Source organism: Methylovirgula sp. (assembly GCF_037200945.1).
Lineage (GTDB): Bacteria > Pseudomonadota > Alphaproteobacteria > Rhizobiales > Beijerinckiaceae > Methylovirgula.
This window is the reverse complement of record NZ_JBBCGP010000001.1, coordinates 1-26,378: the sequence shown is the minus strand read 5'-3', so window position 1 is coordinate 26,378 and position 26,378 is coordinate 1. Positions and strand designations below refer to the sequence as shown.

The following is a 26,378-nucleotide window of genomic DNA, read 5'->3' as shown; positions in this document are numbered from 1 at the left end:
AAAGCACCGTTGCAGAAGTCTTCTGCGCGAAAGGTGAAATGGGATTGACGTTTTGCAGAATTTGCCGCGGCGAAGGCCGCGCAATTATTGCTCTCGCCGCTGTCTCTTAACGCAACAAGGGCGCTCGATAGCGAGAGAAGTCACTGTCGTCGTGATACCGGTAAGTCGGAAATCTGCGGAAAGAAATTTGCCGAGCAACGACAGCCCCTATCATAGCCAAAAATCCCCCATCTTCGAAATTGACATTTCGAAGTTCAAGATGCCCGCACGCGACGCGATGAATTGTGTTTAGGTGCGACCCAAAGCCCCTTACCGCAGACACGCAATGCCCTTCGCAAACATTCTTCACGGCTTTTTCCGACGCGATTCCCATGCGCAAAACTACGCACGTAAACGACAATCACTCAGGAAAAAACGCGGTCGAGATTTGCTCGAAACACTGGCGCAGTCGGTGTGCCCGGCCACAAGGGAACTCTAACATAGAACTAACGCCCCGCAAGAAAATCGTGTCACGAAAATTTCATGGCGGGACAATGGAGCGTCTTCGCGCGCTGTTATTGTGTCCCGCTGCAGAACCCTAACCCAATGATTCATCGGAAATCTGTGCGCGTGATCTGCACGGCCAGCTCGCGGCTTTGATGCAACTGCGGCCAATGCCAAAAGGACGTGCCGACGCCCCAAAATGAAGCCCCATTTTGAACCTCGATCGACGCTTTGCCTTTAAAACATTGAATCGCATAGAACTTGATTGAGCGATCGATATGGGGCGAGACGAACGGGCATGGTGACTGCGTGCCGCATATGTGCTGGCGAATCCGATTTTGCCGTTGCCGAATAGAGACTCTGTCCTTTGTAATTCGCACAAAGGTCATGTGACAGCTCGCGTGGGCATCCCGCCCACCCGTTTATGCGACGATCAGGTCCTCAAGCGTCTCCAATTGGTCAGCTTCGCGTGCCGGTTTGTCCCACCGGATGCGGTTGATGCGAGGGAAGCGCATCGCGACGCCCGATTTATGCCGGGTGGAGCGATTCAAACCCTCGAAGGCAATTTCGAGGACCAGGCCTTCGTCCTTTCCGTGCACGACCTCACGTACGGGGCCAAAGCGATTGGACGTATGATTGCGGACATAGCGGTCGAGCAGTCGTAATTCCTCGTCCGTAAAGCCGAAATAAGCTTTGCCGACGGGCACGAGTTCGTCGCTGTCATCGCCGGGACGCCAGACGCCAAAGGTGAAGTCCGAATAGAACGACGAGCGTTTGCCGTGACCGCGCTGCGCATACATCAGCACGGCGTCAACGACAAAAGGATCGCGCTTCCATTTATACCAGAGGCCTTTCGGCCGGCCGGGCACGTAGATTGAGTCCCGCCGCTTCAACATGATGCCCTCGATTGCGGCAGCATCTGCACCGGCACCAGCCGTCGCGGGATCGCGGCGCGCAGCTGCGAGAAAGTCCCATGACTCGAAAGCGACTTGCGGCGAAAGGTCGAGCCCATCGACGCTGGCAGCGGCAACGAAAGCCTCGAGCTTTTGCCGCCGTTCGGTGAAGGGAAGGCCCCGGACATCGTCGCCATCGAAAGTGAGCAGGTCGTAGGCGCGGATATGCGCAGGAAAATCTGCAAGCAGCGCCGCCGTGACCTGCTTTCGATTGAGCCGTTGCTGGAGGACGCCGAAAGATTGCACACGCCCCGCGCGCACGATCAGCAATTCGCCGTCAATCGAGAAGCTTTTGCAGGCGATGCGCCCGAGCATGTCTATAAGGTCCGGGAAGGCGGATGAAATTTCTTCGCCGGTGCGCGAATAGAGACGAATAATTTTCCCCTGTGTGCCCTCTCCGACTGCGGCCTGAACGCGAATGCCGTCCCATTTCCATTCGGCGCTGAAATCGGCCGGCGTCAGAATGGTCAAATCCTTGTCGCTGATGGCATGGGCAAGCATGGCCGGACAGAAGCGCGCGGGATCGCTCGGGTTTGGTCTTTCTTCGCGCCCTTCGAGCCAGGCAAAGAGGTCGAGATAGGGCGGCGTGAGCCCATGCCAGAGATCCTCGATGTCATTGGCCTTATGACCGCCGAGTTCAGCCACAGCCTGTTTGGCCAACCGCGCTGAGACGCCAATGCGCAGTGCGCCAGTAATAAGTTTGAGAAGCGCCCAACGGCCGGTCTCATCGAGCGCGTTGAGCAATTGCGTGAGCACGCGCGGCAAATCGAGCTTGCTTGCCGTATCGAGGGTTTCGATGACGTGCGTCAGGCTGGGAGAGATGTTGTCAGCCTGTCCGGCATCTGCGGGCCAGAGCAGCGCGACGGTTTCCGACAGATCGCCGACGAAATCGTAGGAGAGATCGAAAAGCACGGGATCGACCCGCTCGTAGATCAGCGTGCGGATCAGAGCCGGTTTGGCGTGGCGGAAATTCAAAGCGCCGGTCAGTGCCGCAAGCGCGAAACCGCGATCGGGATCGTCGGCCTGACGAAAATAATCCGTCATCAGGCGCAATTTGCCGAGGCGTGAGGGCTCGTAGCCGAGACGATCGAGGAGGGCGGCGAAGCGGTTCACGCGCCGCTCTCGGCCGATGTGTCGGCGTCTTCATCGCCATAAGCGAGAATGTGCAGTGGTTCGGCCTGCAAACCACGCTGACGGAAGCAATGCACCAGAGCGTCCTCCTCGCCATGCGTGACGAGGAGTGTCCGGCATCCCGTCTCGCTGATGGTTGCACAGAGCCCATCCCAATCGGCATGATCGGAGATCACAAGCGGCAATTCGATGCCGCGCTGGCGTGCATGGGCGCGAATGCGCATCCAGCCGGAGGCGAAGGCCGTCAACGGTTCGGCGAATTTCCGGCTCCAGAGATCGTTGACGGCGCTCGGCGGACACAGAACAATTTCGCCGGGCAATGCGCCGGCGCCGGCGGCCTTGCGCACATCGCCGAGGTTGATGCCGACGGCTTGATAATACGCGGTGATCTTTTCCAGCGCGCCATGGATGTAGATCGGGCGGTCGTAGCCGGCCTCGCGCAAGAGCGCGATCATGCGTTGTGCCTTGCCGAGCGCGTAGGCGCCGACAAGATGCGTGCGTTCCGGAAAAAGCCTTTGTGACGCGAGCAGTTTGTCGATCTCGACGTGGGTTTGCGCGTGCCGGAACACCGGCAAGCCAAATGTCGCTTCGCTGATGAACGTATCGCAGGCGAGCGGAACGAATGTTTCGCAGGTCGGGTCGCGCTCGCGTTTGTAATCACCCGAGACGACGGTCCGGGCGCTGCCACGCGCAAGCAGAATTTGTGCGGAGCCCAGCACATGACCCGCCGGATGAAAGCTCACGTCAACGCCGCCGAGATTCAGCGTTTCGCCATAGCTTACGGCTTGCGTCGTACCCGCGAAATTTTCGCCATAGCGGATTGCCATGATCGCAAGCGTCTCAGCGGTCGCCAGCACTTGTGCATGACCGGGACGCGCGTGGTCGGCATGAGCATGGGTAATAAGTGCGCGCGGCACCGGACGCAGCGGATCGATAAAAAAATCACCCGCCGCGCAATAAAGTCCGGCGGGTTCCAACTTTAGAAGATCGTCGGTTTGCATGCCTCAAAGATAAGCACGCAGTTCCCGCCGCGAAAGCTCGCGCAATCTTTAACTTATTCGCAGGTCATTCCGCGCGGAACATAAAGCCCGCCATAGGGGCCCTGCGCCACGGTGACGACTTTGGTCGCGCTGACGCATTCGTCGTCGCTATTGCGAGTCAGAGCCACAGCCGGGCCCTGCGCCAAAGGAGCATAGGCGGTCTTCTCAACCGGAAGGCTGTGATACCCGAGATCGGCCCGCATCGGCGAACCAAAAATTGGCGAGCCAAAAACCAGCGCTGCTGCCAAGCCTGACAAACCCACGCCCACCGCCAATGACCGAATTACGCTACCATCGAGGATCTGCCGGGACGACATCGCTTGCCCCTCCACTCAACCTCTAACGCCGCAAGCCGACAATAGGGCGGGAGGCTCGAAGGTCGGTGCGCTAGCGCACATAGGGTCGCGGGGTTGCTTCGCTCGCAGGCGACAAGCGCAAAGCGTTAAGCCCGGGCTTCATGGGACCAAACAAAACGGCAAGCCACCCGTGGGATGGTTTGCCGTGCATCTCGTTAACCGTCGAAACGGCCTGAATTTCTCAGGAAAGCTGAGGCTTATTCTCAGGAAAGCTGAGGCTTAATAGGGATAGTAAGGATATCCGTAGTAGCCGCCGCAGCGATAATAATAGCCGCAGGGGTAACCATAGCCACCGCCGTAATAATACGGGGCCGCAAGGGCACCAGCCGCGAGACCAAGACCGAGCCCGGCTCCGCCCCAACCCCAGCCACGTCCGTAGCCATAACCGCCGCGCCAGCCGCCACCGTGCCAGCCGCCGCCGTGCCAGCCGCCACCATGGAAGCCGCCACCGTGGAAACCGCCACCGTGGAAACCACCGCCACCGTGGAACGCTGCGGCGGGGGTCGATGAGGCCACAAGGCCGAAGCTGAGAGTCGTGGCGACCAGACTACTGGCTGCCAACTTCTTCATGAAAGGCGACATTGCTCTCTCCTCTGATTCAATGGCCGGCGTACTCATGCCGGACCTGAACACATAAGTTTCAGATGATCCCAGCAGTTCCCCATCCGTCGGTTACCGCTGCAATGGAGGACCCGTTACAGCCTGCGCCCTTCAGCGGACCCTTAGCGAACATTGCTAACTCAGAATACTTGAACTCCGAATGAACAATTTGTCAGTGCGTGGGCACACGCTCTTCGTGCCATCCAGAAATATTCATTTGCAACAATGGCTTAAATGCATAATCACAAGGAGTTCATTGCCGCGCTTGATAAGTTAGGCTCAGGATTTCTTCGGCGAAAAGCCGAGCGACAAGGTGTCTTTCGTCGTCGCCGCGAGCTTGTTCTGCAACGGCGCCGCGAGCCTTGCGAGGAGCCAGGGCAGAATGATCTCGATATGGACGCTGTCGGCCAGCACGTCGACGCGCGCCTTCACCTCTTGGGCGAGCGCCACGACGCGGATATTGGCGGTGTCGCCCACCCAGGCAATTTCCGAATAGGCAAATTTATTGACGTACTCGTTCCGGAGCTGCTCGATTTCGGTGGCGACACGACGCCGGGCTTCCTCGACGCCGAGGTTGTGCGGCACGGCAATCTCGATCGATTTCGACATTTTGGTCCTTCCGCGTGTGCGAGCCGTGTTTGTCTGTGGAGTCTGAGCCAGCCCATAGATCGAAAGCAAGACCTCCATTATGCCGCTAATCCGGCGGCGGCGTGACACCGAGGAGCGCCGCCGCGCCGATCACGAGCACGCCCAATATGAGTTCGGCGCCGATGCTGCGACCGAGGTTAGCCGGAGCAGACTCCGGCGTGGCCGCGCCAAGCCGCGGCATTGCGATGAAACGATTGTAAGAGGCCAGGCCCAGCATGAGCGCGACGAGCAGAAGCTTGATCGCGAGGATATCGCCATAACCTGTGGCGTAGAGGCGTCCAAATTGGCCATGCACCCGAAACAGGGCGTTGGCGACGCCGCTCAGAAGGATGAGCGTAACGGCGCCGGTCGCAAGGGTCGAATAACGCGACAGGATTGCGGCATTGTCATCGGCGCGGCGCGCCCGGCGGCCAGAAAAAAGCGCAAACAGTAGCACCGGCAAGCCGCCGACCCAGGCTGCGGCGGCCAGGACATGGACCGCATAGATGCCGATCATCAATGCGCCAAACAGGCTGGCGCCACCGTTGGCGGCATGGCCGAGCCATGCCTGGTTGATGAGTAAGCCGGTGCTTACGACGAGCCATGTGCCGAACCGGATATTGCGGGGTAATACGAGAACTACCATTGCCACAAAGAGCAGAACCAGCCGGACAATCACGATCGGGCCGAACTGCGTCTCGAAGAAGAACGCCTGCAGCGTCTCGCCCGTGGCGGCCTCTGCAAAGCTGCCAGCCATGTTGGCGATGAGGGCCGCAATCCAGACAAGGCCGGAGATGCCCGCGGCCGCCGCTATGATCGGCAGCAATCTGTGGAGCGAATTGCCGATCCGCGCCGCGTCGGTTTTGTCCGCGCCGCGCACCACAAGAAACGACAGTGGACAGCCGAAGAGGACGAATAGCCCGGCGAAATGGACCCAGCGCGCGGCGACGAGAATTTGCAGAATTGTCACGAGGGCATCCGCTTTGCAAAGGGCCGCGCGCCGGCATTAACAGTTCGGCGCGCGGCTTCGGTCATGGCGCGATAGTGAATTTGTACGAGCCCTGCGTATGATGCGTATCTACGGAGACCACGTGCCAGGTGACGACGTAAGTGCCGGGTTTGAGAGCGTGGGCGAGCCTGACATGCAACGTATTCGCCGGGCCGGGAACAGCTTTGCCGGCTGCTATTGCTGCGCCGCCTTCGGTCGCCACATGCACGCCGGAGAAGGCCGGCACAATGTCCTCGGTGAAGGTCAGCTCCAGTTCGACGGGTGACCCGGCGACCGTCGTGCCGACGCCCGGCACGGCATGATCGAGAAACGCGTGCGCGAACGCTTGGCCGTCAAGCAGCATCAAGGCAACGCCGACAGCGATGAGAGAAAATATCCGCTTCATGATCATGTCCTTCAATAATGCGCGAGGGGAGACAAGGGCGCGCTGAACAGCGGCTTGCCGAGACTGGTCGGCGCCACGTCGTCAAGAAAGATGTCGAGAACGGCCAAAGCGCCGACATGCGAACCGCTGGCGCGGTTGATCGGAATTTGCGCCATGACGCCGATCTCGAAATATTGGCCGATGTAATAGAGCGAGGGGCCGACGACACCCGTGGTATCGCGGGTGGAAAAGTCGTCGGGGTCGGCGGGGCCGAGATTGGCTACGGGCGTGCTGAAAATGCCCTCGAAGGCGGGGATCAGCCGATTGAAGACATCCGGCAATTGATGCACGAACGAATTTTCGTAGAGCAGACTGTATTGCAGCGACGCGCCGTAAGTCAGTACCGTCGGATTATAGCTACCGTCGGAATTGATAGTGACGGTTGGGATCGAATAGTCCACTTCGCCTGTGACGGCGAAGGGCCGCACCCAATCGGCAGACACGTCGCCGAACCCCCTACCGATGAAGAATTTCGGCGTGATCGTCGAGAACGGATCGGACGGGAGCGATGCGCTTTGCGAACTTCCGGTATTGCCGATCTCCGCGCTTACCGCAGCCGACATGATGAACTCATGCGCGGGATCCTGAAAGAACGCGAATTTCGCTTCGGTTTCGATGTTCGACCAGCCTTCAGCCTTGGGATTGCGCTGCCACGTATAGCCGTCGGAACCGATGGACAGGCCGAAATCAGGCGTGATCGTTTTGGCATATTCCCATCCGAGCGAATAGGAAACCGGACCGAGCGAGCCATCCGGATTGGCCGATTGCAGATAGGAAAATGTTGGCAAGGCGAGTTCGTCGTTAACGCCCGGATCATCGATCGTTAGCGTCGCAGGAAATACGCGATTGCCCACGATCGTGTGGGCGTAAAGCGGGCTTGTGGCGAGCAGGAGAGCCGTGGCCGCCAATGCACGGTGAAAGTATCGAATCATCGAGAATCCTCGCATGAGGAGAAAGAGTCAGCACGCCGTCATCGCGCCTGCGCACAGATTGTCGTGCGCGACGAGTCGGACAGGCATGGAATGTGAAATGGGTGCGGAGACGCCGCGTCGTATCAGGCGAAGCTTGGGGGGCCGCGTGGCTGTGCTGCGATCGCATAGCGAAGACGCGGCTGCGTGACGTGCCGCAGCGCGTCCGGAAGTTTGACGATCGCGGACTGACCGGCGACGACAAATGCCAGCGGCAGAAGCAACGCCGCGTGGCAATGCAATGCGCAGAATGCGCAGGAATGCTGCTGTTGTTCAGGCGCATTGCCGGGTTTCGGTGCGGGCGATTGTTCGGACGCCGCATGGCAGATCGGAAAGCCGGTAGGGTCCGGGGCGGCCGAGAATCCCGCCAGGCAGAGCGCGCCAGCAGCGAGTTGCAGATAAAGCCCGAGGATCGCAAGGCATGCGATGAGTTGATTGCGCGCCAGCGGCTTCTGGCGAAGGCCGCCAGCCGGCACGATCAATCCATTCGCTGCAAGACCAGACACGCGATCATCCCCTTGCGGGGAACATTACGCCAATCGTTCAGCTTGCAAAAGGGTGCTACGAATTTTTTGGGCAATTCGCCATGTCCTGTGGCGCGTGCATCACGGCTAAGCAGTTTTGGCCGCTGTCTGGCCGAAGAGATGTTTGCGCGCTTCCTCGTCCGGGGCGGATGGCGGCGTCGCGTTGATCTCTTTCGCCTTGGCATAGGCGGCGATTGTGCCCGGACGCGCTTTGATCGCCTCGAACCAACGCTTCAGATGCGGAAAATCGTCGAGGTTCTGGCCTTGCGCCGCATGCGGCACGATCCAAGGGTAAGAGGCCATGTCGGCTATCGAATAATCGTCCGCGACATACTCATGATCCGCAAGTCGCTTGTTTAGTACGCCATAGAGCCGGTTGGTCTCGTTCGTATAACGATCGATCGCATAGGGAATCTTTTCCGGCGCGTAATTGCGGAAATGATGCGTCTGGCCCGCCATCGGGCCGAGGCCACCCATCTGCCAGAATAACCATTCAATAGTCGCGACCCGCTTGCGAACGTCGGACGAAATAAATTTTTCAGTCTTCGCCGCAAGATAAAATAGGATCGCGCCGGATTCGAAAACGGAGATCGGCTCGCCGCCGTCTTTTGGCGCACGGTCAATTATGGAAGGGATGCGATTGTTCGGCGCGATCGCCAGAAATTCCGGCTTGAACTGCTCGCCGCGGCCAATGTTGATCGCGTGGATCGTATAAGGAACCTTCGCTTCCTCAAGAAACATCGTGATCTTGTGGCCATTCGGCGTCGTCCAGTAATAAAGATCGATCATTCCTATCTCCGTCCTTCGCCGGCATCCCACAGCGCGTTCAATCCATCGCGATAATTCGGATAGGCCAGCGTAACGCCGAGCCCGTCCTTCATCTTGCCGTTTGCTGCGCGCTTGTTCTCCTCATAGAAGCTGCGTGCCATCGCGCTCAAGGGGGCGGTCTCGAAATCCTCCTCAGGCGGTGGCTCGATGCCCATCAATTTCGCGGCATAAGTGATGACATCCTGCGGCGGCGCCGGCTCATCGTCCGCCACGTTCCAGACATCGCTGTCGCCTTCATAGGCGAGCGCGGCGGCGATGGCGGTGCCGATGTCGGCGACATGAATGCGATTAAATATTTGATCCGGCTTGATCACGCGCTGCGCCGTGCCATTCTTCAATTGCACGAGCGCGTTGCGACCGGGGCCGTAGATGCCGGCGAGCCGTAAAATCTGGATCGTTTTTCGCGCGTCGCGGCTCAGCGCCTGCCAGGCCTTTTCCGCCCGCAGGCGCGAGGTCGAGCGTGGCTGTTTCGGCACCGGCACCCGCGTCTCATCGACCCATTCACCGTGCCGGTCGCCATAGACGCCGATGGTTGAGAGATAGATGATTTTAACCTGCTGCGGGAGTTGCGACAGCACGCGGCCGAATTTGGCAAGCGTCGGCTCAACCGATGTGTCTGGCGGAATCGAGACGAGCAGCACGTCGGCATGCGCGAGAGCATCGGCAATCTCCGGGTCGGCGCGCTCGGCATCGAACATGAAGCCTTTAATGCGCGGATCGCCCAAGCGCTCGATCGCATAATAGCTACGCGCCGTGCCGGCGATCGTTTCAAAATGGTCGCCGTAAGTCTTGATGAAATGCTGTGCGCTGTAGCCGAGGCCGAAGCAGAAAAGGTTCATTGTATCATCTCGATTGGTGCATCGGCCCGCGCCCATTCCGCGAGAACATCGGGATCGCTTTCCGCTTGCTGTTGCGCGCGCAAGTCTGCGAGCCGCCACGGTGCCACGCGGCCGAGCGCCCAGACCGCCATCGCGCGGACGAGCGGCGACACATCGTCGATCAGCGCCTCGATCTGCGGCTGCAAGGCATCATCGCTCGAATTGCCCGCGGCGATGAGAACATTGCGCAGAAAGCGCGCACGGCCGATGCGCTTCACCGGGCTGCCCGAAAAGAGGGCGCGAAAACCAGCATCATCCAATCGCAATAAATCTCCAATTTTCGGCGCGACGAGATCGGCGCGCGCCTGCAATTTTGCCTCGCGCGAGACCTGCGCGAATTTGTTCCACGGACAGGCGGCGAGGCAATCGTCGCAGCCATAGATGCGATTGCCGATGGCTTCGCGAAATTCGAGCGGAATATGACCCTTGTTCTCGATCGTCAGATACGAAATGCAGCGTCGGGCATCGAGACGATAAGGCTGCGGGAACGCATTGGTCGGGCAAGCGTCGAGGCAGGCGCGGCAGGCCCCGCAATGATCCGTCTCGGCTTCGTCCGGCGACAAGTCCAAATTCGTGAACAGCGCGCCGAGAAAGAGCCAGGAGCCGGCTTCGCGCGACACGAGGTTGGTATGCTTGCCTTGCCAGCCAAGCCCCGCCGCTTGTGCCATCGGCTTTTCCATCACCGGCGCCGTATCGACGAAGACTTTGAGTTCGCTGTCGGGCGCCTGCGACGCGAGCCAGGAGCCAAGCAATTTCAGCCGTCCTTTGATGAGATCGTGATAATCGCGATGGCGTGCATAGACGGAAATGTTGCCGCGATCCCTTTGTCCCAGCGTCGCAAGAGCATCGTCTTCGGGGCCGTAGTTCAGCCCGAGCATGACGACGCTCCTGACCTCGGGCCACAGCGCGCGCGGCGCGGCGCGGCGGGTGCGCGTCTCTTCCATGTAGTCCATGTCGCCTGCGTAGCCTGCGCTGAGCCACGCAGCGAGCCGTTCCGCCGTTTGCGGCGCGGCGTCGGGCCGTGCAATCCGGCAAAGATCGAAGCCAAGCTCGCGCGCTTTCGCGACGAGGTCGGTCTTGAGATCGCGCTTCAGAAGTCGAGGTCCGCGTAGACCTGCGGCGGATTGATGCCCGGCACGCGATCGGCGAGCAGCGCGCGGAAGCTCTTGCGCGATTTCACCCGCGCGTACCAGTGCTTCGCCGCTTCGTTCTCGTCCCATGGCACATCGCCCAAAAAATCCGCGACGGAAATATGCGCCGCGGCGGCCAGGTCGGCATAGGTAAGTCTGTCGCCAGCCAACCAATTCCGTTGCGCCGTCAGATAGCCGATATAGCGCAGATGATAGCGGATATTGGCGCGCGCGGCGCGGACGAGGTCCATATCCGGCGCGCCGCCACCCGCCTCAGCCGACATGAAGCGCTTATAGACCTTTTCAGTCACCAGCCAATTCGACACTTCGCCGTGAAATTTCTGCGTGAACCAGTGGACCAGCCGGCGCACCTCGATCCGCGCCTCGGAATCGAGCGGCAACAGCCGATGCTCTTCCAGCGTCTCGCCCAGATTTTCGTCGAGATATTCGGCAATGATCGCGGCACCCGGCACGACCACATCATGATCAGTCACGAGCACGGGCGTCTCGCCGGCCGGATCGAGCGACAGGAAATCGCGCCGCCGCTCGAAAACCCGTTCCTCGATCAGGTCAGGATCGACACCATATTCGGCGAGCGCAAGACGGACAAAACGCGATTGGGGATCAAGAGGATGATGATAAAGCTGAGCCATAAGCCGCATTAGGATTGGAGTGGCCGCACGGTATAGGTTGGGGGCGGGCGGTTGGATAGGTGTGACGTGGATAGGTGTGGGGTGCGGCGCCATTACGGGATTGAGGCCAATGGATACGACGCCGGGAGACATCTCTCCCCAAAACGAGCTTTCTCCCAAGAATGTGGCCCCGGCGAGTCCAGGCCGTCTCGATCTTCTCGCGGCCGGGCTGATGCTGGCGGGGCTGATCGCCATCCTGTGGCTTGGCCTTTTGTCGGCTTTTCTCAGCGGTTTCCTGGTCTATTTCCTGATCCAGTTTGGCGTCGGGGGGCTCGGCAAATTCGGCATTCTGCCGCGCGTCGGGCGTATCGTGCTGGCGCTGGTGATTGCCGTTTTGGTTATTGGCGGGTTAACGGCCGCCATCATCGGCCTCGTCTCGTATCTATCGAGCGGGCAGGACAATCTCGGCACGCTGATGCAGCGCATGGTCGAGGTGGTCGATAGCGTCAAAGTCCATCTGCCGCCCTGGCTTCAGGATCATCTGCCGACGACAATCGGCGATTGGCAGAAGGCGTTCTCCGGCGCGATGCGCGGCAACGCGGCGCATCTCACGGTGCTCGGCCGCGGTGCGGGGGCGCTCATCGTCCATATCCTTTTTGGCATGATCATTGGCGCCTTCGTCGCGATCAGCCCGCCCGCGCCGCCTGCCGGCCCGCTGGCGGCGGGACTTGTCGAGAGGATCACGCAACTCGGCCATGCGTTTCGCGGCGTCGTGTTCTCGCAGATCAAGATTTCGGCGGTGAACACGGTCTTGACCGCCATCTTTCTTGGTGTCGTCCTGCCGCTCGCCGGACGGCCGCTGCCCTTCGCGAAGACGATGATCGCCGTGACCTTTGTCGTCGGCCTCCTGCCGATCATCGGCAATCTCATCTCGAACACGATCATCGTGCTCGTCGCGCTCGGCGTCTCGGTCTTCGATGCGGCGATGGCGCTCGCCTTCCTCGTCGGCATTCACAAACTTGAATACGTCCTCAACGCGCAGATCATCGGCACGGAAATCCGCGCCCATGCGTGGGAGATTCTGTTGGCCATGCTGGCGCTGGAAGCGGCGTTCGGGCTCAAGGGCCTCATCGCCGCGCCGATCTTCTACGCCTATCTCAAGGAAGATTTGAAAGACCGCGGGTGGGTGTGAGTTACAGGCCAGGGCGCCCGTTGATCACAACGACGCGAGCGCCGTAACGCGGCATGGCCTCGGGCCGAACTAGACAGAGCGCACCGGGACTTGACCGGACTATCTGCACAATTCGGCTGGAGCCTTTTCGATGACCCACGAGAGCGCGCCACGCGCGACATCTTCGATCGATCGCGATGAATTTGGCCAAGTGGTGCTTGTGCTTCAGGGCGGCGGCGCCCTGGGGGCTTATCAAGCCGGCACCTATCAAGCTCTGCACGAGGCCGGCCTCGAGCCGGATTGGGTGATCGGAACCTCGATCGGTGCCATCAACGCCAGCTTGATCGCAGGCAATCCGCCCGCACAACGCCTTTCGCGCCTGACGGAGTTCTGGACACGTATCTCAAATCGACCGGCGGCACGGTTTTTAGGCGCCATGCCGCTCTTCGGGCCGCTCGCGGCAAATGCCATGACAATCGCGGCTGGCGTGCCGGGCTTTTTCGAGCCCAATCCCTGGGCCTTCTTAAGCCCTGAGACAACGCTCGGCGCGGAACACGCGGGGTTTTATTCGACGCAGCCGATGGAAGCGACGCTTGGCGAATTGACGGATGAAACTCTGCTCAATGCCGGGCATCCGCGCCTGACCGTTGGCGCGGCGAACGTCCAGACCGCGCACATGCATTATTTCGACAGCCGCGACATGCCGCTGACTGTGAAACATATCGCGGCATCGGGCGCGCTTCCGCCGGCCTTCCCGGCAGTGCGGATCGACGATGCGTTTTATTGGGACGGCGGCGTTCTTTCCAACACGCCGATCGAGGCGATTTTCGACGACAGTCCGCGCCAGAGCGCTCTCGTTTTTGCCGTGCATATGTGGGCGCCGAACGGGCCGCCGCCTGACTCTATCGCCAAGGTTTTAGCGCGGCAGAAAGATATCCAATATTCAAGCCGCATGGCCAATGAGGTCGCGCGGCAGAAGCAACTTCATAAATTACGTCACGTCATTACGCGGCTCGCCGAAGCAGCACAGACGCCTGAGCTGCGGGCGCTGAAGGAATACGGGTGTGTCACTCGGATGCATGTGATGCGGTTGATCGCGCCGCCGATGGCCGGTGAGGATCATTCCAAGGATATCGATTTCAGCCCCAAGGGCATTCATGCCCGCTGGGATGCGGGCTACGCCGATATGAAGGGCGTGTTGGCGGCCGCGCCATGGACAGCGCCCTATGATCCCCTTGAAGGGTTGGTGCTGCACGAAATCAGGATGTGAGCGGCGGCCGTATCAAACGGTCCGCTGCTCAGGCCGCTGACAGACGCCTGGCGCTGCGTGCCATTTGCGCGACTTGCAGGCGAAGGGCGAAGACGTCCGGTTGGGCGGTGCTCGCATCGCCCGGCAGGTCGGCCTCGCCGCGAATGAATTTGACGCCAAGCGCGGTGCCGCGCCGCCAGCGCACGTCTGCCGCCCAGACTTCGGCAATCGAAGGGATCAGCAGCAGGATTTTATCGCCCGTGGCGATCCTGCCGTCGGTGACGAGTCTGGCGCCGTCCGGCGTGACATCTCGGATGGTGCAGGGGATGGCGGGGCGGCCATCAACGAATGCGCGGGCCTCGACGCTGTAGGTCATACGCAGCAGCTTACGCCGTAAGCCGGTCAAAGAAGACATGATACATCCCCCGGAGATCGCCCGGAGAATGCGTCAGCGACGCTTAATAAAGAATACCCGCGACTCTTCGGTTTTCGGGGGGAAATGCATTGCCGCAGCGGGAGATTGATCTGGCCCCCGTTTGAACCGGACACTCAAGCCTAACTGGGGACTTGGGGATATCCTCAAGCATGGGCTTATGTCTGATATTGAAATCATCACCGACGGTGGGCGTCGCCGGCATTGGTCAGCGGCGGATAAACTCCGGATTGTCGAGGAGACGCTCGACGACCGCGCCAGCATCTCGGTTGTCGCTCGGCGGCATGGTGTGGCGCCGAACCTGTTGTATCGTTGGCGCCGGCTGATGCTTGAGGGCGGGAGCGTGGCGGTGGCTGATGACGGCGAAGTGACCGGCAACAAGACAGTCCGGCAGATGGAAGAGCGGATCCGCGAACTGGAACGCCAGCTCGGCAAGAAGACGCTTGAAGTCGAAATCCTGAAGGAAGCGCTGGATAAATCGCGCTCAAAAAAACAGATCTTGCTGTCGGGCTCGTCGCAGAAGGACGGTTTGCGATGAAGGCGGTCGCTGACACGCTCGGTGTTGCTCGCTCGAACCTCTACGACCGGCTGAAGGGCGAGACCCGTCCGCGCCGTCGCTATCATAAGCCCGGTGACGTCGAGCTGCTGCCGCGGATCGAGCGACTGGTCACCGCCCGCCCGACTTATGGCTACAGGCGGGTCACTGCGGTCCTGAACCGCGAATTGCGCGCCGAAGGCCTATCGCCCGCGAACCATAAACGGGTCTACCGCATCATGCAGATGCATCAGATGCTGCTAGCGCGCCGTTACACAGAGCGCCCCGACCTCGTCCATGACGGCAAGGTCATCGTGATGCGATCGAACCTGCGTTGGTGCTCTGACGGCTTCGAGTTCACCTGTTGGGATGGCGCTATCGTCCGCGGCGCCTTCATCATCGACGCGCACGACCGCGAGATCATCGCCTGGCGGGCGGTGGTGAACGCCGGAATCAGCGGGTCCGACGTGCGCGACATGATGCTGGAGGCGGTCGAACGACGCTTCAGCAGCTATCGGGCTTCCGCGGCGGTCGAAATCCTGAGCGACAACGGCTCGCCCTATATTGCTCGGGAAACCAGGATCTTCGCCGCTCAGCTCGGCCTAAAACGTAAGCGGTTAGCCGCGGCCGTTCAGGCTGTATAGCGCCAGGGCATGAGAGCATCGATCTCGGCGTTGGGCCAGCTGTTGGCGAGACGCTCGAGCGTCTGCGCGAGCCAGGCGAGCGGATCGACATCGTTCATTTTTGCCGTCTGCAACAATGTCGCTATGGTTGCCCAGGTTCGTCCGCCGCCGTCGCTGCCGGCAAAGAGCGAGTTCTTTCGCGTGATTGTTTGCGGCCGGATGGCACGTTCCACAATGTTGGAGTCAATCTCGACGCGGCCATCGGTGAGGAAGCGTTCGAGCGTCGCCCGCCGTGAGATGGCGTAGCGGATTGCCTCCGCCAATTTGGACTTGCCGGAGATACGTGGAAGCGCGTCTTGCCAAAGCTTGAACAGATCGGCGACGATCGCGACCGAGGTTTCCTGGCGGGCTGCGACGCGTGCATTTGGATCTTTGCCGCGCACCTTCTCCTCGATCTCCCACAGCTGGGTCATGCGTTCGATTGTCGTGGTCGCGAGTTTGGAACTGCCGGCGATGTGCAGTTCGTAAAATTTTCTTCGAACGTGGGACCAACATCCCGCGAGCGTGATGGCATCATTGCCGCGGTCGGGCCGCGCAAGACGATTATAGGCCGTATACCCATCCACCTGCAGGATGCCCCGATAATTGTCGAGATGGCGGGCGACACATTCGCCCGACCGGCTATCCTCGAAGCGGTAGGCAACCATCGGCGGACCGCTGCCGCCGAAGGTCCGGTCATCTCGCACGTAAGCCCAGAGATAGGCTGTCTTGGTGCTGCCGGAGCCTGGTTCCAAGGTTGGCAGCGTGGTTTCGTCGGCGAAGATCCTCTCGGCCTTCTTGATCAGCGTGAGGACATGTTCGGAGAGGATATCGAGTTCAAATCCGAGCCTGCCCATCCATTGCGCCATCAGGGCTCGGTCGAGGTCCACCTTGTCGCGGGCGTAAATCGCTTCCTGGCGGTAGAGCGGCAGGCCGTCGGCATATTTTGAGACCGCGATCTGCGCCAGAAGCGCTTCGGTCGGGATGCCGCCCTCGATGATATGGGCTGGTGCCGGGGCCTGAACGACGCCATCTTCGGTCTTGAAGGCGTATTTCGGCCGGCGCGTGACGAGGACACGGAACTTCGCCGCGACCACATCGAGCCGCTCCGCGACATCCTCGCCGATCAGGATCTTCTGCTTGCCGGCGTGCTCCGGTAGCTCAGCCGGTTCGATGATGATCTCGACCCGCTCGAGATGCGGCGCAAAGCCCTTGCGAGGCCGTGCGGCGCGTCTGGCCTTGTCAGGGTCCTGCCGTTTATCGAGCTCGGCCTGGATGGCGCCGAGCCCCGTTTGAACCTCGTCGAAGACGAACGCACTCTGTTCATCGTCAAACGCATTGGCGCCAAGCTTCTCAGAGCGGCGCCCAAACCTGGCCCGCTCCAGCGTCTTGAGGATCGAGGTCAGGCGCGCGATCCGCTCCTCGGCACTCGCATTCAGAGCTTTGAGATCGGCAACTTCACTCTCAAGAACCTCAGCGCGTGCCGCTTTCTCGGCCATGGCCAGCACCATGGCTTTGAGCGCATCAACATTGTCGGGGAGATCGAAAACCGGCGCCGGCATGACGCGGATCAGAGCATATTTTCACTCTGATGGCGCGCATTTTCGGCCGCGTGATTCACTCTGCCGCAGCGATTTACCCAACAAACTCAGGCGGCTTCACTGTCACCGCGTGAACGCGTTTCCAATCCATGCCGTCGACAAGCGCCATCAGCTGCGCCTGATTGAGGTGAACCCGATGATGCCCGATCTTCGGCCAGCAGAACTGCGCTGTCTCCAGGCGCTTCGCATAAAGAACAACCCCGGACCCGTCCCAAAAGACGATCTTGATTCTGTCGGCCCGCTTGGCACGAAAAACATAAAGAGCGCCGTCGAACGGATCACTGCCGGCGTCCCGCACCAGCGACAACAAACCGTCCATGCCTTTTCGAAAATCGATCGGATGACTGGCCAGAAAAACTTTGACGCCGGACGGGATCATGCCGAGCGAACCGCGCGCACCACGCGCCGCAAATGTGCCTCATCAGCCATGGCGTCCGCACGGATGACAATATCGCCGACAACGATTTCGATAAATGCCGACGCGGACGTCGCGGGTTCAGGCGAGGCATCCAGCTGCGGCGCCGTCAGGCTGACCGATCCCTTACGCAGCGCCTTCCGACGCCAATCGAAGAGCTGCGAAGGGCCAATACCGATGCGACGCGCGATCTCCGACACGTTCGCGCCAGGCACCAGAGAGTCGGCTATCGCTTGATCTTTGAGCTCATCTGACCATCGCCGGCGCAGACGAACCGGAGCGCCCTCAAGACGTTCCGCAACCGCCTCGATCATATGGAAGCTTCTATCACTAGAACTAGGCGCAGACATAGAAGCTCACATCAATGCTTGTGATCCAGCATCAATAACTGCTCCCAAAATCCCATGCCAGATGGGATCACCTTGCCGCTTACCCTAAAACCCTGCTTCACGCCGGTGAAGAGCCCTCAGAGCAACGGCATCTCGGAGGCCTTCGTCAACACGCTGAAACGCGACTATGTTCGCGTCACACCAGTCCCGAAGTACGCGTCCGAGAGGCGCCGCCTTGCGGGTTGATTGAGTTTCGGCTCAGCATGTGGCCTTAAGTCTATACTTAAGGTCGGTTTGATGAGAGCTGAGGTCCTGACCGGGGTTGAGCGCCGGCGCCGATGGTCGGACGACGAGAAGGCGCGGCTCGTTGCCGAGACACTGGTGCCTGGCGCGAAGGTCTCAGCCGTTGCGCGTCGATATGGGGTTTCTGCGAGCCTTCTGTTCTTCTGGCGCCGCCGGGCACGCCTGGATGTTGAAGCGCCACTTCACTTGGTCCCGGTGAGGATCGCGTCATCGGATGGGAGTGAGGTTGCCCCGGCCATCGTCGCGTCGCCTGGGCCTGAAAGACGGAGGTATCCGGACGAAGCGATTTTGAGGCGTTCGCCTGTCATCGAGTTGGATTTTGAAAGCGGTGCGCGGCTGCGGATTTTTGATGTTGCCGATGCGGGATTAGTGAAGACGGTCATCGAGACCATGACACGCTGATGCTCACAATCCCGGGGAATGTGCGCGTCTGGCTTGCGACAGGGCATACGGACATGCGGCGCGGCTTCCGGAGCCTTGCGTTGCTTGTGCAGGAGAGCCTCAAGCGTGATCCGCATGCTGGCGATCTTTACGTTTTTCGCGGCCGGCGCGGCGATCTCATTAAGGTAATCTGGTTTGATGACCAAGGGGCATGCGTGTTTTCGAAGCGATTGGAACATGGCCGTTTCCTATGGCCCTCGATGGCGGACGGTGTCGTTACGATAAGTGTTGCCCAGCTTTCTTATCTTCTTTCCGGGATCGACTGGCGTATGCCGCGGGAGACGTGGCGTCCGAAAGCGGCGGGATAATCTGTGACGGATTGACTCGGGCGCAGGATCCGAGGCGATTTTTGCCTGCGAATATGGTTGGATCGGGTCGTGACAGACGCTTCCGATCCGCTTCCTTCCGACCTTGCAAGTGCCCATGCGCTGATCTTGGCGCAGCGGGAGCTTTTGGCCAATGAGCAAGCGTTGAGGATCGTCGCCGAGAGCGCGGCAAAGGTCGGCGCCTTGGAGATCGAACGCCTGAAATTGATGCTGGCGAAAGCCCGTCGGGCGCAGTTCGGCCAATCCTCGGAACGCGGCAGGCTTCTGATCGAGCAGCTTGAGCTTGCAATCGAAGATCTCGAGGAGACGCAGGCCGCCGAAGCGACAAGGGTGGAAATTGCGGCGCCGGAAGCCGCCAGGGAAAAGCGCGCCCGTGGCCCGCGGGGACCGCGTAAGCTGCCTGACGATCTACCGGTCGAACGGATCGTCGAGCCGGCCCCTTGCTCCTGCGGCAAATGTGGCGGACGGCGCCTGCGCAAGCTCGGTGAAGTCGTCTCCAAGACGCTGGAATGCGAACCGCGGCGCTGGAAAATCGTCGAGCGCGTGCGGGAGAAGTTCTCGTGCCGCGACTGCGAAGGTATTACCGAGGCGCCAGCACCCTCGCATCCGATCCCACGTGGTTTTGCCGGTCCGAGCCTGCTTGCCATGGTGCTCGTCTCCAAGTTCCTGCTGCATCAGCCGCTGAACCGTCAAAGTGATGCCTGTGCCCGCGAGGGCATCGAGATCGATACCTCGACGCTCGCCGATTGGGTCGGCGCCTGCGTCGTCGCGCTCGATCCCCTTGTTCAGGCGATCCGAGTTCATGTTCTTCGGGCAGACCGCATTCATGCCGATGACACCAGGGTTCAGGTTCTTGCGAAATTGAAGACGATCACCGGGCGATTGTGGACCTACGTTCGTGACGATCAGCCTTTTGGCGGCACTGACCCGCCAGCGGCCTTTTTTGAATACTCACGCAATCGCGCCGGAGAACATCCGCAACGGCATCTGGTCGACTATGTCGGCATCATGCAGGCGGATGCCTATCAAGGCTATAACGAGCTTTACAAGCTGGCGCGTCGGCCTGCGCCGATTGTCGAGGCGGCGTGCTGGGCGCATTGGCGGAGACACTTCTTCGATCTGGCGAAGGATGGAAAGGCGCCGATCGCGATCGAGGCCGTGCACCGCATGGATGAACTTTTTGAAATCGAGCGTATGATCAACGGCAAATCGCCTCGAGAGCGTCTCGCCGTCCGTCGTGAGCTGTCGAAGCCGCTGGTCGATAGCCTTGAGACTTGGTTGTCTGAGCAGCGTGCGCGGCTCTCTGCCAAGAATGACACAACGAAGGTCATCAATTATGGCCTCAGCCGCTGGACGGCCTTCACACACTTCCTGGAGGATGGCCGCGTTTGCCTCAGCAATAATGCCGCCGAACGCGCGGTGCGTGGAATCGCCGTCGGCCGCCGCAACTGGACATTCGCGGGCTCCGACGAAGGCGGCCGCCGTGCCGCATCGGTTTATACATTGATAGAAACCTGTAAGCTGAACGACGTCGATCCGCAGGCTTGGCTCACCGACGTCCTGGCGCGCCTCCCCGACCATCCGGCAAAGGAGATCAGCCAACTATTGCCATGGGCATGGAAAGCTGCGCGCCAATCCGCGCAGGCTGTGGCCGCCTAAACAACTACCCTTCGTCGAACCCAGATCCGCCTGCGGTGCAAACCGGATGCGTACGTCCCGAATGCGGAGACCGCCCTAAAGGCGATGTCCGCCTGGTTCGAGGATTACAACGACCATCATCCACATTCAGGTCTGAAAATGCGCTCGCCGCGCGAGTTCAGATCTGCTCAAATCGCAACCGCTTGAGTGTCCGGCCAAACGGGGGCCAGATCAGAGATAACGCGCAGCGTTAAGGCTTGGTGAATGCACCTCGGCGTGCGACTCACTCTTTGCGTCATTGCGAGCGGAGCGAAGCAATCCACCGACGATGCTGGAAGTCTCAAGGAAGTTTTAAGGCAGGAAGCCGTCGTGATTCCCCGAGTGGGATATTGCCACCTAAATATGCTGCTCAATGAATTGAGCGAAAGGTTTAAAGGAGTTGCATCTTAAAAGGGAATCATAACTGCACTCAGCAGCGATTTTTTCATTGTGAATCGCATTTATATATCGACGAGTATGTTCTGAGTTTGTGTAAATGAGTCTGGCTAAGAGCTTCTTTGGATCGGCTACGGCTTCCGGGTTAGCGATAGGTGCCAGAATCTTTTTTAATTTCATCGCACGAAAAATTGCTTCGTTATCTGCTAAAAGCCACGCCTCGATCTCTCTTACAGGTATGACTACGATCCGAGATTTGGATAGAATGTCACCCAACGCAGAAACAAGAGATCCGTGTAATGTCGCCGGATTCTCTTTATCTAGATCTCGAACCAGTATTAAATACCTGCATCCCTGATCATATAGATTTTTGCTCCACGCGTCGGCCTTCCCAAGCATCTTGCCGCAACCTCCGGCGGCAAAAGGCCTAATAGTATAGGGAGACTTCGCGATTTTGCCGATTAGTTGGTTAAGCACGCCCACGTCGCTATGATCTTCGGCAATAATTCCGATGCGCTTGACCCTACGCGAAGTCGTCGGCTTGCTTGGCTTCTTCATTTTAGAAGCCGCTATGCCGCCAATATTCGCCGAGCGTCCCGGCGCTGGATAGATACGCCTTTAATGCTTTGTATCCGTCGCGAGATAAGACTTTCGAAATTGGATTTACGACCGTACCTTTTTCCAAGCTCCGCTCGACTATCATAACTTGTTCAGGCTCCAGATTATCAATGACCGCTTCTGAATGAGTCGAAACAATGATTTGTTTCCTTTTGCTGTACTCCTTAATGATCTCAATCACGCTCTTCAAAAGCCCATGGTGCACGCAGACTTCTGGTTCTTCCATTAGCAATAGTTCGCTTTTATCCGTCACAATATAAAAGATCATTGCAAGAGTTCGCAGAGTGCCTTCCGAAAGCTGATTAAACGATAGTTGTGCTTCCCCGACGTGGACGGTGGGAATGACAAGTATCCTGTCTTTCTTTTGCGTAACTACCTTTCCTCCGGCCCGCACCTCATAGGTGGGATTTGAAAATTTGTGTTCGCTCCATTTTAGTTTGTCAATCAATCCCACGCCGCGGGCATCCACCAAGGATAGGAAGGTGTCATATGTTTTCTGATTAACTTGCTGCAGTCTGTATAGCTCATAAATAAAATTCGTATGAGGAAGCCTTCTCCTTATTAAACTCTCCGATATGAGGTCTCCGTCCTCGTCCACGTCGAAAGAGGTTGGGCTGAGCGAGGGGTTTGTGAATTGAGAAGCGCTGTAATATCTGATGCCACGCCGGAGTTTCTCAACGGCGTTGTAGGCTTGTAGTATCTCGTCTGGAAATGGCTTCTTCCTTCTCTCAGATACATAGCGCATTATGTATCTGTTTGTGGAAGGGTCGATTCTAACTAGTTGATGAGCGCTTGGAAAATGAAGATCATCATCTTTTATCCACACCTTTGATTCGGAGAAATTCGAAAAATTCCATTTTTGATCGAGAGTTATAACTTCATCGCGGCCCGTCTCATTCTGCCTGTAGGTTACAGAAGCCGTGTATCGAACGAGCTTTTTTCCAACGCTAAAATTAGCTTTGACCGAGCAGCTGCTTGCGTATAGCTCTTCGTCGTTTTGGAAGCGATAAGGTCGTATCGGCAGACTCAATAGCCTGATGCCTTGCATCAAATTTGTTTTGCCCGCGCCGTTCGGGCCTATTACCGCTGTTACATTCGCAGTGGGTTGAAATTTAGCGTCCTTGCAAGAGCGGTACGCAAGCAATTTAAACTCCACTAAACGGGCGCTTTTAGCTCGCATTGGATGTCCCCGGCCAACTGACGTTCTCGTGCACACATTTGTCTTTTAGTTTCGTCGCTCTTTCACTACTTCATCCCCGTCGCGGCACCACATCCACCTGCACATCGACATCCTGCTCGCTCGCGCCGGTGACGATGCCGGCGACCGGCGAAATGTCGGCATAGTCGCGCCCTTCGGCGAGCATGACGTGGTCGTTGTTGACGAGCGTGCTGTTGGTCGGATCGAGGCCGATCCAGCCGATGCGTTCGCCGCACCAGAGCGAGACCCACGCGTGCATCGCGTCGGAGCCTTCGAGCTTCGGCGTGCCGTCTAGCGGAATGGTGCGGATATAGCCGGAAATATAGGCGGCGGGCAGGCCGAGGCCGCGCAGGCCGGCGATCATGATATGCGCGAAATCCTGACAGACGCCGGACTTCTGTTCGAACGCTTGCGAGATCGGTGTTGAGATCACTGTCGAGGTTGGATCGTATTTGAAATCCTTGCGGATGCGGCGCATCAGCTCGACAGCGGCGTCGAGCACCGGGCGTCCATCGCTGAAGCTTTCGCGCGCATAATCGATCACCGGCGAAAAGCGCGGCACGTAACGGCTCGGATGCAGATATTGCGCTGGCGAGCGATTGCCGAGCGATTGGCTGCCGAAAGCGTCTTCGCGGACGAATTCCCACGCGCCTGTCGACGCGGGGTCGGGCGGCAGGCCACGTTCGACCTCGACGACGGAACTGGCCACCACGGTCAATTCGCGATGCGCCGTCTCGATCATCAGGGAGGTGACGCGATTGCCGAAGAAGCAGAATCGCTCGCTCATTTCCTTCGGCGCGGGGTCGATCAGCAGCCGCGTTTCAAGCACGCGCTGGCCCGGCCCATCCTGCGGCAGCAGGCGGAGCGCGCAATAATTGAACGTCACCGTCGAACCGTATTCGTAGGTGGTGACATGCTTGATGTCGTAGATCACGCCAGACCGCTCGCGGTGTCGGCCCGCGCCACATGCGGGCCTTGCAGGAAATAGCGTGCCGCGATCGCTTCTGCGAGGGAGAACAGGGTATTTTCGAACATCAGGATGCGATTGACGTCGAGCTTGTCGGCGACGGCGGTCGAAATATCCGCCGTAAGCTGGACAATCAGCCGGCGCGGCGCCTCGAGCATTCCGTCGTCGGCCAGGACCGGCAGTTCGGCGATATTGCCGTTCAGTTTCTGGACCTGAAAGGCGACGGAGCGCGGATTGAACGGATCGAGCACGGCCATGTCGCGCACCGGGCCGAGCGCGACGCCCATCATGTAGCGCGAGCGGTAGGTGATCGGCGAGTCGATCAGGTCGAGCAGAATGTCGAGTTCTTCCACCGGCGCTTCGGAATGCGCGAAATGGCGGGCAAAGCGGCAGGTATTGATGGCGCGCTCGATCCGTCGGCCCATTTGCAGAAAATGCCAGCCGGCGCCGCGGCTCATGTTCTCCTGAGCCAGGCCGGCAATGGCGGCGATCGTCTCAAGCGCGGCGTTGGCGCGCTCAAACGCCTCGGCCTCGGTGAGCGAGGCGTCTTCGTCGCGATCGAGGCCAAGGCGCAATTGCTCGATGAGCCGCCAGGTGTCGGGGGAAAGCCGTTCGCGAATGAAGGACGCGGCGCGATGCGCGTCGCGCACCAGCGCCAGCGCCGACCCGAATTCCTTGCTGGAATGCAGGCCCGTCGCAGCAAGCTGCATCACCTCGGCCGAGGCCTTGGTCGGCACCGTGCCCCACGCAACGAACAGGCGCACGATGCGCTCGATCGCCGAGCGCGCATTGCCGGCGGTGTCGGTATCGATCAGGCGTCCGGCGAGACAACGGATGAGCCTCAGTGTCGCTTCGGCACGTTCGAGATAGCGGCCGAGCCAGAACAGATTGTCGGCGGCGCGGCTCGGTAGATGGCCCATGACGCGGCGGATGCGGATCGTCTCGTCCGTCGGCAACAGCGTAACGTGTTCCACCGGCCCGTCGGACAGAACCCAGACGTCGGCCGAGCGCACACCTTCGCCCATGGAGACCGCGCGGGCGTCGGGGCGTCCAGAAATGCGGCAGAAGCCGCCGGGCATGATCGACCAGCCGTTGCGCGTACGCGCCGCATAGACGCGCAGGACGAACGGACGCGGTTCGAGTTTGCCGCCTTCCCACACAGGCGTTGTCGAGAGATTGACGACTTCCTGACCGACGTAATCGACGCCGCGCCGCTCGATGTCGGCGAGCAATTGGCGTTTCTCGTCTGGTGTCAGCGAGGCGCCGACAATCGCCTGGTTCGCCGGATGGCCCAGAATCGGATTGCCGAAGGCACCGGCGATCGCCATGCGTTCGGGACGCGCGAGAACGCGCTCGCGTTCACGCGGTTGGCCGCACCACCAGGTTGCGACATTCGGCATCAGCAGGTCTTCGCCAAGAATGCGTCGGCAGAGACGCGGCAGGAAGCTCATCATCACCGGCGCTTCGAGAACGCCGGCGCCGAGCGCATTAGCCATCACCACGCCGCCCTCGCGCAGCGTATCGACGAGCCCCGGCACGCCAAGCCGCGAGCGCGCGTTGAGTTCAAGCGGATCGGCGTAATCGGAATCGATACGCCGCCAGATGACGTCGGCGCGTTTCAGGCCGGCGATGGTGCGGACGTTGATCTCACTGTCGCGCATGGTGAGATCGCCGCCCTCGACCAGCAGAAAGCCGAGATAACGGGCGAGATAGGCTTGCTCAAAATAGGTTTCGTTGTAAGGGCCGGGCGTCAGCAGGCAGATGCGCGGGTCGGCATGGCTTGCTGCGCCGATGAGGCCATCGCGGAACGCCTGGAAGAACGGCGCCAGCCGCTTGACGTTCATGTCGCGGTAAAGCGCCGGGAACGCGCGGGATTGCACCAGCCTGTTGGCCAGCGCATAACCGGCACCCGAGGGCGCCTGCGTGCGATCCCCGATGACCCACCAGTTTCCGTCCGGCCCGCGGCCGATGTCGGCGGCATAGAGATAGAGAAAATTTCCAGCCGTCGGCTGCAGGCCCTGGAGTTGCGGCAGGTAGTCACTGCTGCCAGTGACTGCCGCGGCCGGCAGGTCGCCGTTCTCGACAAGCTCGGCGGGGCCGTAAATGTCTCTGGCAACCGCCTCCAGCAAACGCGCGCGCTGCGTTACGCCTGCGGCAATGGCGTGCCATTCGTCCGCCTCGATCAGCAGTGGCAGATGGCTCAACGGCCACGCGCGCTCGCTCGTGTCGGCATACGCACGATACGAGACGCCAGTGTCGCGGATGTTGCGGTCGGCGGTCGCGAAGCGGCGGTCGATCTCGTCGGCGCCAAGTTCGCTCAACGCGTGAAAGAATTTCAGCCAATGTGAACGCGGCTGACCGTCTGGCCCGATGAATTCGTCCGGCACATTGGCGAGCGGCCGATAGCCGCCGACAAGCGCCCGGAAGCGTTCCTCGGCAGTTTCTTCGTTAGAGGAAGCGGCGCTCATCGTCAT

Annotated in this window: 25 protein-coding genes and 3 pseudogenes; 7 read left to right on the top strand and 21 right to left on the bottom strand. The window is 59.8% G+C overall.

The features are described from left to right. Positions 1 to 905: 905 nt before the first annotated feature. The 13 genes from WDN02_RS00140 to WDN02_RS00080 all read right to left on the bottom strand — a co-directional run bounded on the left by WDN02_RS00140 (position 906) and on the right by WDN02_RS00080 (position 11,604). Positions 906 to 2,549 carry a cisplatin damage response ATP-dependent DNA ligase gene (locus WDN02_RS00140; protein ID WP_337291566.1) on the bottom strand — a complete coding sequence of 548 codons (1,644 nt, stop codon included), beginning with the start codon at positions 2,547 to 2,549 and terminating at the stop codon, positions 906 to 908. After that, positions 2,546 to 3,568, bottom strand: coding sequence for a ligase-associated DNA damage response exonuclease (locus tag WDN02_RS00135; RefSeq protein WP_337291565.1), 1,023 nt, complete (start codon positions 3,566 to 3,568; stop codon positions 2,546 to 2,548). Before WDN02_RS00135 ends, WDN02_RS00140 begins: the two co-directional genes overlap by 4 nt. 53 nt (positions 3,569 to 3,621) lie before the next feature. Continuing rightward, the gene (locus tag WDN02_RS00130) at positions 3,622 to 3,924 is read right to left on the bottom strand and encodes a hypothetical protein (protein WP_337291564.1); all 303 of its coding nucleotides are present in this window, start codon (positions 3,922 to 3,924) and stop codon (positions 3,622 to 3,624) included. Between the two features lie 258 nt (positions 3,925 to 4,182). After that, positions 4,183 to 4,545 (bottom strand): hypothetical protein, encoded by a 363-nt coding sequence (locus WDN02_RS00125; protein WP_337291563.1) that lies wholly within the window; start codon positions 4,543 to 4,545, stop codon positions 4,183 to 4,185. 297 nt (positions 4,546 to 4,842) lie between these two features. Then, a complete protein-coding gene (locus WDN02_RS00120) occupies positions 4,843 to 5,172 on the bottom strand; it encodes a polyhydroxyalkanoic acid system family protein (RefSeq protein WP_337291562.1) in 330 nt (109 codons plus the stop codon). Positions 5,173 to 5,257: 85 nt separating this feature from the next. Further along, positions 5,258 to 6,160 (bottom strand): CopD family protein, encoded by a 903-nt coding sequence (locus WDN02_RS00115; protein WP_337291561.1) that lies wholly within the window; start codon positions 6,158 to 6,160, stop codon positions 5,258 to 5,260. A 61-nt stretch (positions 6,161 to 6,221) separates the two neighbouring features. Next, positions 6,222 to 6,584 carry a copper homeostasis periplasmic binding protein CopC gene (gene copC / locus WDN02_RS00110; RefSeq protein WP_337291560.1) on the bottom strand — a complete coding sequence of 121 codons (363 nt, stop codon included), beginning with the start codon at positions 6,582 to 6,584 and terminating at the stop codon, positions 6,222 to 6,224. An 11-nt stretch (positions 6,585 to 6,595) separates the two neighbouring features. Next, positions 6,596 to 7,555 carry a hypothetical protein gene (locus WDN02_RS00105; RefSeq protein WP_337291559.1) on the bottom strand — a complete coding sequence of 320 codons (960 nt, stop codon included), beginning with the start codon at positions 7,553 to 7,555 and terminating at the stop codon, positions 6,596 to 6,598. Positions 7,556 to 7,677: 122 nt separating this feature from the next. Further along, positions 7,678 to 8,097 (bottom strand): DUF2946 family protein, encoded by a 420-nt coding sequence (locus WDN02_RS00100; RefSeq protein WP_337291558.1) that lies wholly within the window; start codon positions 8,095 to 8,097, stop codon positions 7,678 to 7,680. 105 nt (positions 8,098 to 8,202) lie between these two features. Continuing rightward, positions 8,203 to 8,904, bottom strand: coding sequence for a glutathione binding-like protein (locus WDN02_RS00095; RefSeq protein ID WP_337291557.1), 702 nt, complete (start codon positions 8,902 to 8,904; stop codon positions 8,203 to 8,205). Positions 8,905 to 8,906: 2 nt separating this feature from the next. Continuing rightward, on the bottom strand, positions 8,907 to 9,782 hold the full coding sequence (locus tag WDN02_RS00090) for an SDR family oxidoreductase (protein ID WP_337291556.1): 876 nt from the start codon (positions 9,780 to 9,782) through the stop codon (positions 8,907 to 8,909). Further along, positions 9,779 to 10,915 carry a tRNA epoxyqueuosine(34) reductase QueG gene (queG, locus tag WDN02_RS00085; RefSeq protein WP_337294828.1) on the bottom strand — a complete coding sequence of 379 codons (1,137 nt, stop codon included), beginning with the start codon at positions 10,913 to 10,915 and terminating at the stop codon, positions 9,779 to 9,781. Before queG ends, WDN02_RS00090 begins: the two co-directional genes overlap by 4 nt. Then, on the bottom strand, positions 10,912 to 11,604 hold the full coding sequence (locus tag WDN02_RS00080; RefSeq protein ID WP_337291555.1) for a glutathione S-transferase family protein: 693 nt from the start codon (positions 11,602 to 11,604) through the stop codon (positions 10,912 to 10,914). The genes queG and WDN02_RS00080 overlap by 4 nt, the downstream gene beginning before the upstream one ends. 109 nt (positions 11,605 to 11,713) lie before the next feature. Here WDN02_RS00080 and WDN02_RS00075 point away from each other — a divergent pair, with 109 nt between their 5' ends. Together WDN02_RS00075 and WDN02_RS00070 are read left to right on the top strand one after the other, a co-directional pair. Further along, the gene (locus WDN02_RS00075; protein ID WP_337291554.1) at positions 11,714 to 12,775 is read left to right on the top strand and encodes a hypothetical protein; all 1,062 of its coding nucleotides are present in this window, start codon (positions 11,714 to 11,716) and stop codon (positions 12,773 to 12,775) included. Positions 12,776 to 12,905: 130 nt separating this feature from the next. Then, complete coding sequence (locus WDN02_RS00070) at positions 12,906 to 14,024, top strand: patatin-like phospholipase family protein (RefSeq protein ID WP_337291553.1); 1,119 nt, start codon at positions 12,906 to 12,908, stop codon at positions 14,022 to 14,024. Between the two features lie 28 nt (positions 14,025 to 14,052). On the opposite strand, the gene WDN02_RS00065 is transcribed toward WDN02_RS00070, so the two are convergent. Then, on the bottom strand, positions 14,053 to 14,418 hold the full coding sequence (locus tag WDN02_RS00065; RefSeq protein ID WP_337291552.1) for a PilZ domain-containing protein: 366 nt from the start codon (positions 14,416 to 14,418) through the stop codon (positions 14,053 to 14,055). A gap of 160 nt (positions 14,419 to 14,578) precedes the next feature. Between WDN02_RS00065 and WDN02_RS00060 the strand changes: the two are divergent. Beyond that, positions 14,579 to 15,579 (top strand): annotated as a pseudogene (locus WDN02_RS00060) (IS3 family transposase); the annotation flags it as partial. A 23-nt stretch (positions 15,580 to 15,602) separates the two neighbouring features. On the opposite strand, the gene WDN02_RS00055 reads toward WDN02_RS00060, so the two are convergent. From WDN02_RS00055 to WDN02_RS00045, 3 genes are all read right to left on the bottom strand, one after another. Beyond that, entirely contained in the window at positions 15,603 to 17,195 is a 1,593-nt protein-coding gene (locus WDN02_RS00055) for an IS66 family transposase (protein WP_337291551.1), read from the bottom strand. 73 nt (positions 17,196 to 17,268) lie between these two features. Further along, complete coding sequence (tnpB, locus tag WDN02_RS00050; protein WP_337291550.1) at positions 17,269 to 17,613, bottom strand: IS66 family insertion sequence element accessory protein TnpB; 345 nt, start codon at positions 17,611 to 17,613, stop codon at positions 17,269 to 17,271. Beyond that, complete coding sequence (locus WDN02_RS00045; protein WP_337291549.1) at positions 17,610 to 17,963, bottom strand: transposase; 354 nt, start codon at positions 17,961 to 17,963, stop codon at positions 17,610 to 17,612. The genes tnpB (WDN02_RS00050) and WDN02_RS00045 overlap by 4 nt, the downstream gene beginning before the upstream one ends. A gap of 312 nt (positions 17,964 to 18,275) precedes the next feature. Here WDN02_RS00045 and WDN02_RS00040 point away from each other — a divergent pair. From WDN02_RS00040 to WDN02_RS00025, 4 genes and pseudogenes are all read left to right on the top strand, one after another. Beyond that, positions 18,276 to 18,437 (top strand): annotated as a pseudogene (locus tag WDN02_RS00040) (transposase); the annotation flags it as partial. Positions 18,438 to 18,682: 245 nt separating this feature from the next. Then, a complete protein-coding gene (gene tnpB / locus WDN02_RS00035) occupies positions 18,683 to 19,030 on the top strand; it encodes an IS66 family insertion sequence element accessory protein TnpB (protein ID WP_337291548.1) in 348 nt (115 codons plus the stop codon). 69 nt (positions 19,031 to 19,099) lie between these two features. After that, positions 19,100 to 20,707: an IS66 family transposase gene (locus WDN02_RS00030; protein WP_337291547.1), complete on the top strand. Its 1,608-nt coding sequence runs from the start codon at positions 19,100 to 19,102 to the stop codon at positions 20,705 to 20,707. 54 nt (positions 20,708 to 20,761) lie between these two features. After that, positions 20,762 to 20,893: pseudogene (locus WDN02_RS00025) on the top strand (integrase core domain-containing protein); the annotation flags it as partial. 189 nt (positions 20,894 to 21,082) lie between these two features. Here the strand turns inward: WDN02_RS00025 and WDN02_RS00020 are convergent. The 4 genes from WDN02_RS00020 to WDN02_RS00005 form a co-directional block, all read right to left on the bottom strand. Continuing rightward, a complete protein-coding gene (locus WDN02_RS00020; RefSeq protein WP_337291546.1) occupies positions 21,083 to 21,679 on the bottom strand; it encodes a DUF4276 family protein in 597 nt (198 codons plus the stop codon). Position 21,680: 1 nt separating this feature from the next. Then, positions 21,681 to 22,919, bottom strand: coding sequence for an AAA family ATPase (locus WDN02_RS00015; protein ID WP_337291545.1), 1,239 nt, complete (start codon positions 22,917 to 22,919; stop codon positions 21,681 to 21,683). A gap of 70 nt (positions 22,920 to 22,989) precedes the next feature. Beyond that, complete coding sequence (locus tag WDN02_RS00010) at positions 22,990 to 23,871, bottom strand: transglutaminase family protein (RefSeq protein WP_337291544.1); 882 nt, start codon at positions 23,869 to 23,871, stop codon at positions 22,990 to 22,992. Beyond that, positions 23,868 to 26,378 (bottom strand): circularly permuted type 2 ATP-grasp protein (locus tag WDN02_RS00005; protein WP_337291543.1); only part of this gene is annotated, 2,511 nt, incomplete at its 5' end. The genes WDN02_RS00010 and WDN02_RS00005, both read right to left, overlap by 4 nt.

Coding starts and splice junctions, on each gene's coding strand:
- tnpB (WP_337291550.1), bottom strand. CDS start 17,613: ATGATCCCGTCCGGCGTCAAAGTTTTTCTGGCCAGTCATCCGATCGAT.
- WDN02_RS00125 (WP_337291563.1), bottom strand. CDS start 4,545: ATGTCGCCTTTCATGAAGAAGTTGGCAGCCAGTAGTCTGGTCGCCACG.
- WDN02_RS00055 (WP_337291551.1), bottom strand. CDS start 17,195: ATGCCGGCGCCGGTTTTCGATCTCCCCGACAATGTTGATGCGCTCAAA.
- WDN02_RS00075 (WP_337291554.1), top strand. CDS start 11,714: ATGGATACGACGCCGGGAGACATCTCTCCCCAAAACGAGCTTTCTCCC.
- WDN02_RS00095 (WP_337291557.1), bottom strand. CDS start 8,904: ATGATCGATCTTTATTACTGGACGACGCCGAATGGCCACAAGATCACG.
- WDN02_RS00020 (WP_337291546.1), bottom strand. CDS start 21,679: ATGAAGAAGCCAAGCAAGCCGACGACTTCGCGTAGGGTCAAGCGCATC.
- WDN02_RS00080 (WP_337291555.1), bottom strand. CDS start 11,604: ATGGCTCAGCTTTATCATCATCCTCTTGATCCCCAATCGCGTTTTGTC.
- WDN02_RS00135 (WP_337291565.1), bottom strand. CDS start 3,568: ATGCAAACCGACGATCTTCTAAAGTTGGAACCCGCCGGACTTTATTGC.
- WDN02_RS00130 (WP_337291564.1), bottom strand. CDS start 3,924: ATGTCGTCCCGGCAGATCCTCGATGGTAGCGTAATTCGGTCATTGGCG.
- WDN02_RS00070 (WP_337291553.1), top strand. CDS start 12,906: ATGACCCACGAGAGCGCGCCACGCGCGACATCTTCGATCGATCGCGAT.
- WDN02_RS00105 (WP_337291559.1), bottom strand. CDS start 7,555: ATGATTCGATACTTTCACCGTGCATTGGCGGCCACGGCTCTCCTGCTC.
- WDN02_RS00015 (WP_337291545.1), bottom strand. CDS start 22,919: ATGCGAGCTAAAAGCGCCCGTTTAGTGGAGTTTAAATTGCTTGCGTAC.
- tnpB (WP_337291548.1), top strand. CDS start 18,683: ATGCTCACAATCCCGGGGAATGTGCGCGTCTGGCTTGCGACAGGGCAT.
- WDN02_RS00045 (WP_337291549.1), bottom strand. CDS start 17,963: ATGATCGAGGCGGTTGCGGAACGTCTTGAGGGCGCTCCGGTTCGTCTG.
- WDN02_RS00120 (WP_337291562.1), bottom strand. CDS start 5,172: ATGTCGAAATCGATCGAGATTGCCGTGCCGCACAACCTCGGCGTCGAG.
- WDN02_RS00090 (WP_337291556.1), bottom strand. CDS start 9,782: ATGAACCTTTTCTGCTTCGGCCTCGGCTACAGCGCACAGCATTTCATC.
- WDN02_RS00065 (WP_337291552.1), bottom strand. CDS start 14,418: ATGTCTTCTTTGACCGGCTTACGGCGTAAGCTGCTGCGTATGACCTAC.
- copC (WP_337291560.1), bottom strand. CDS start 6,584: ATGAAGCGGATATTTTCTCTCATCGCTGTCGGCGTTGCCTTGATGCTG.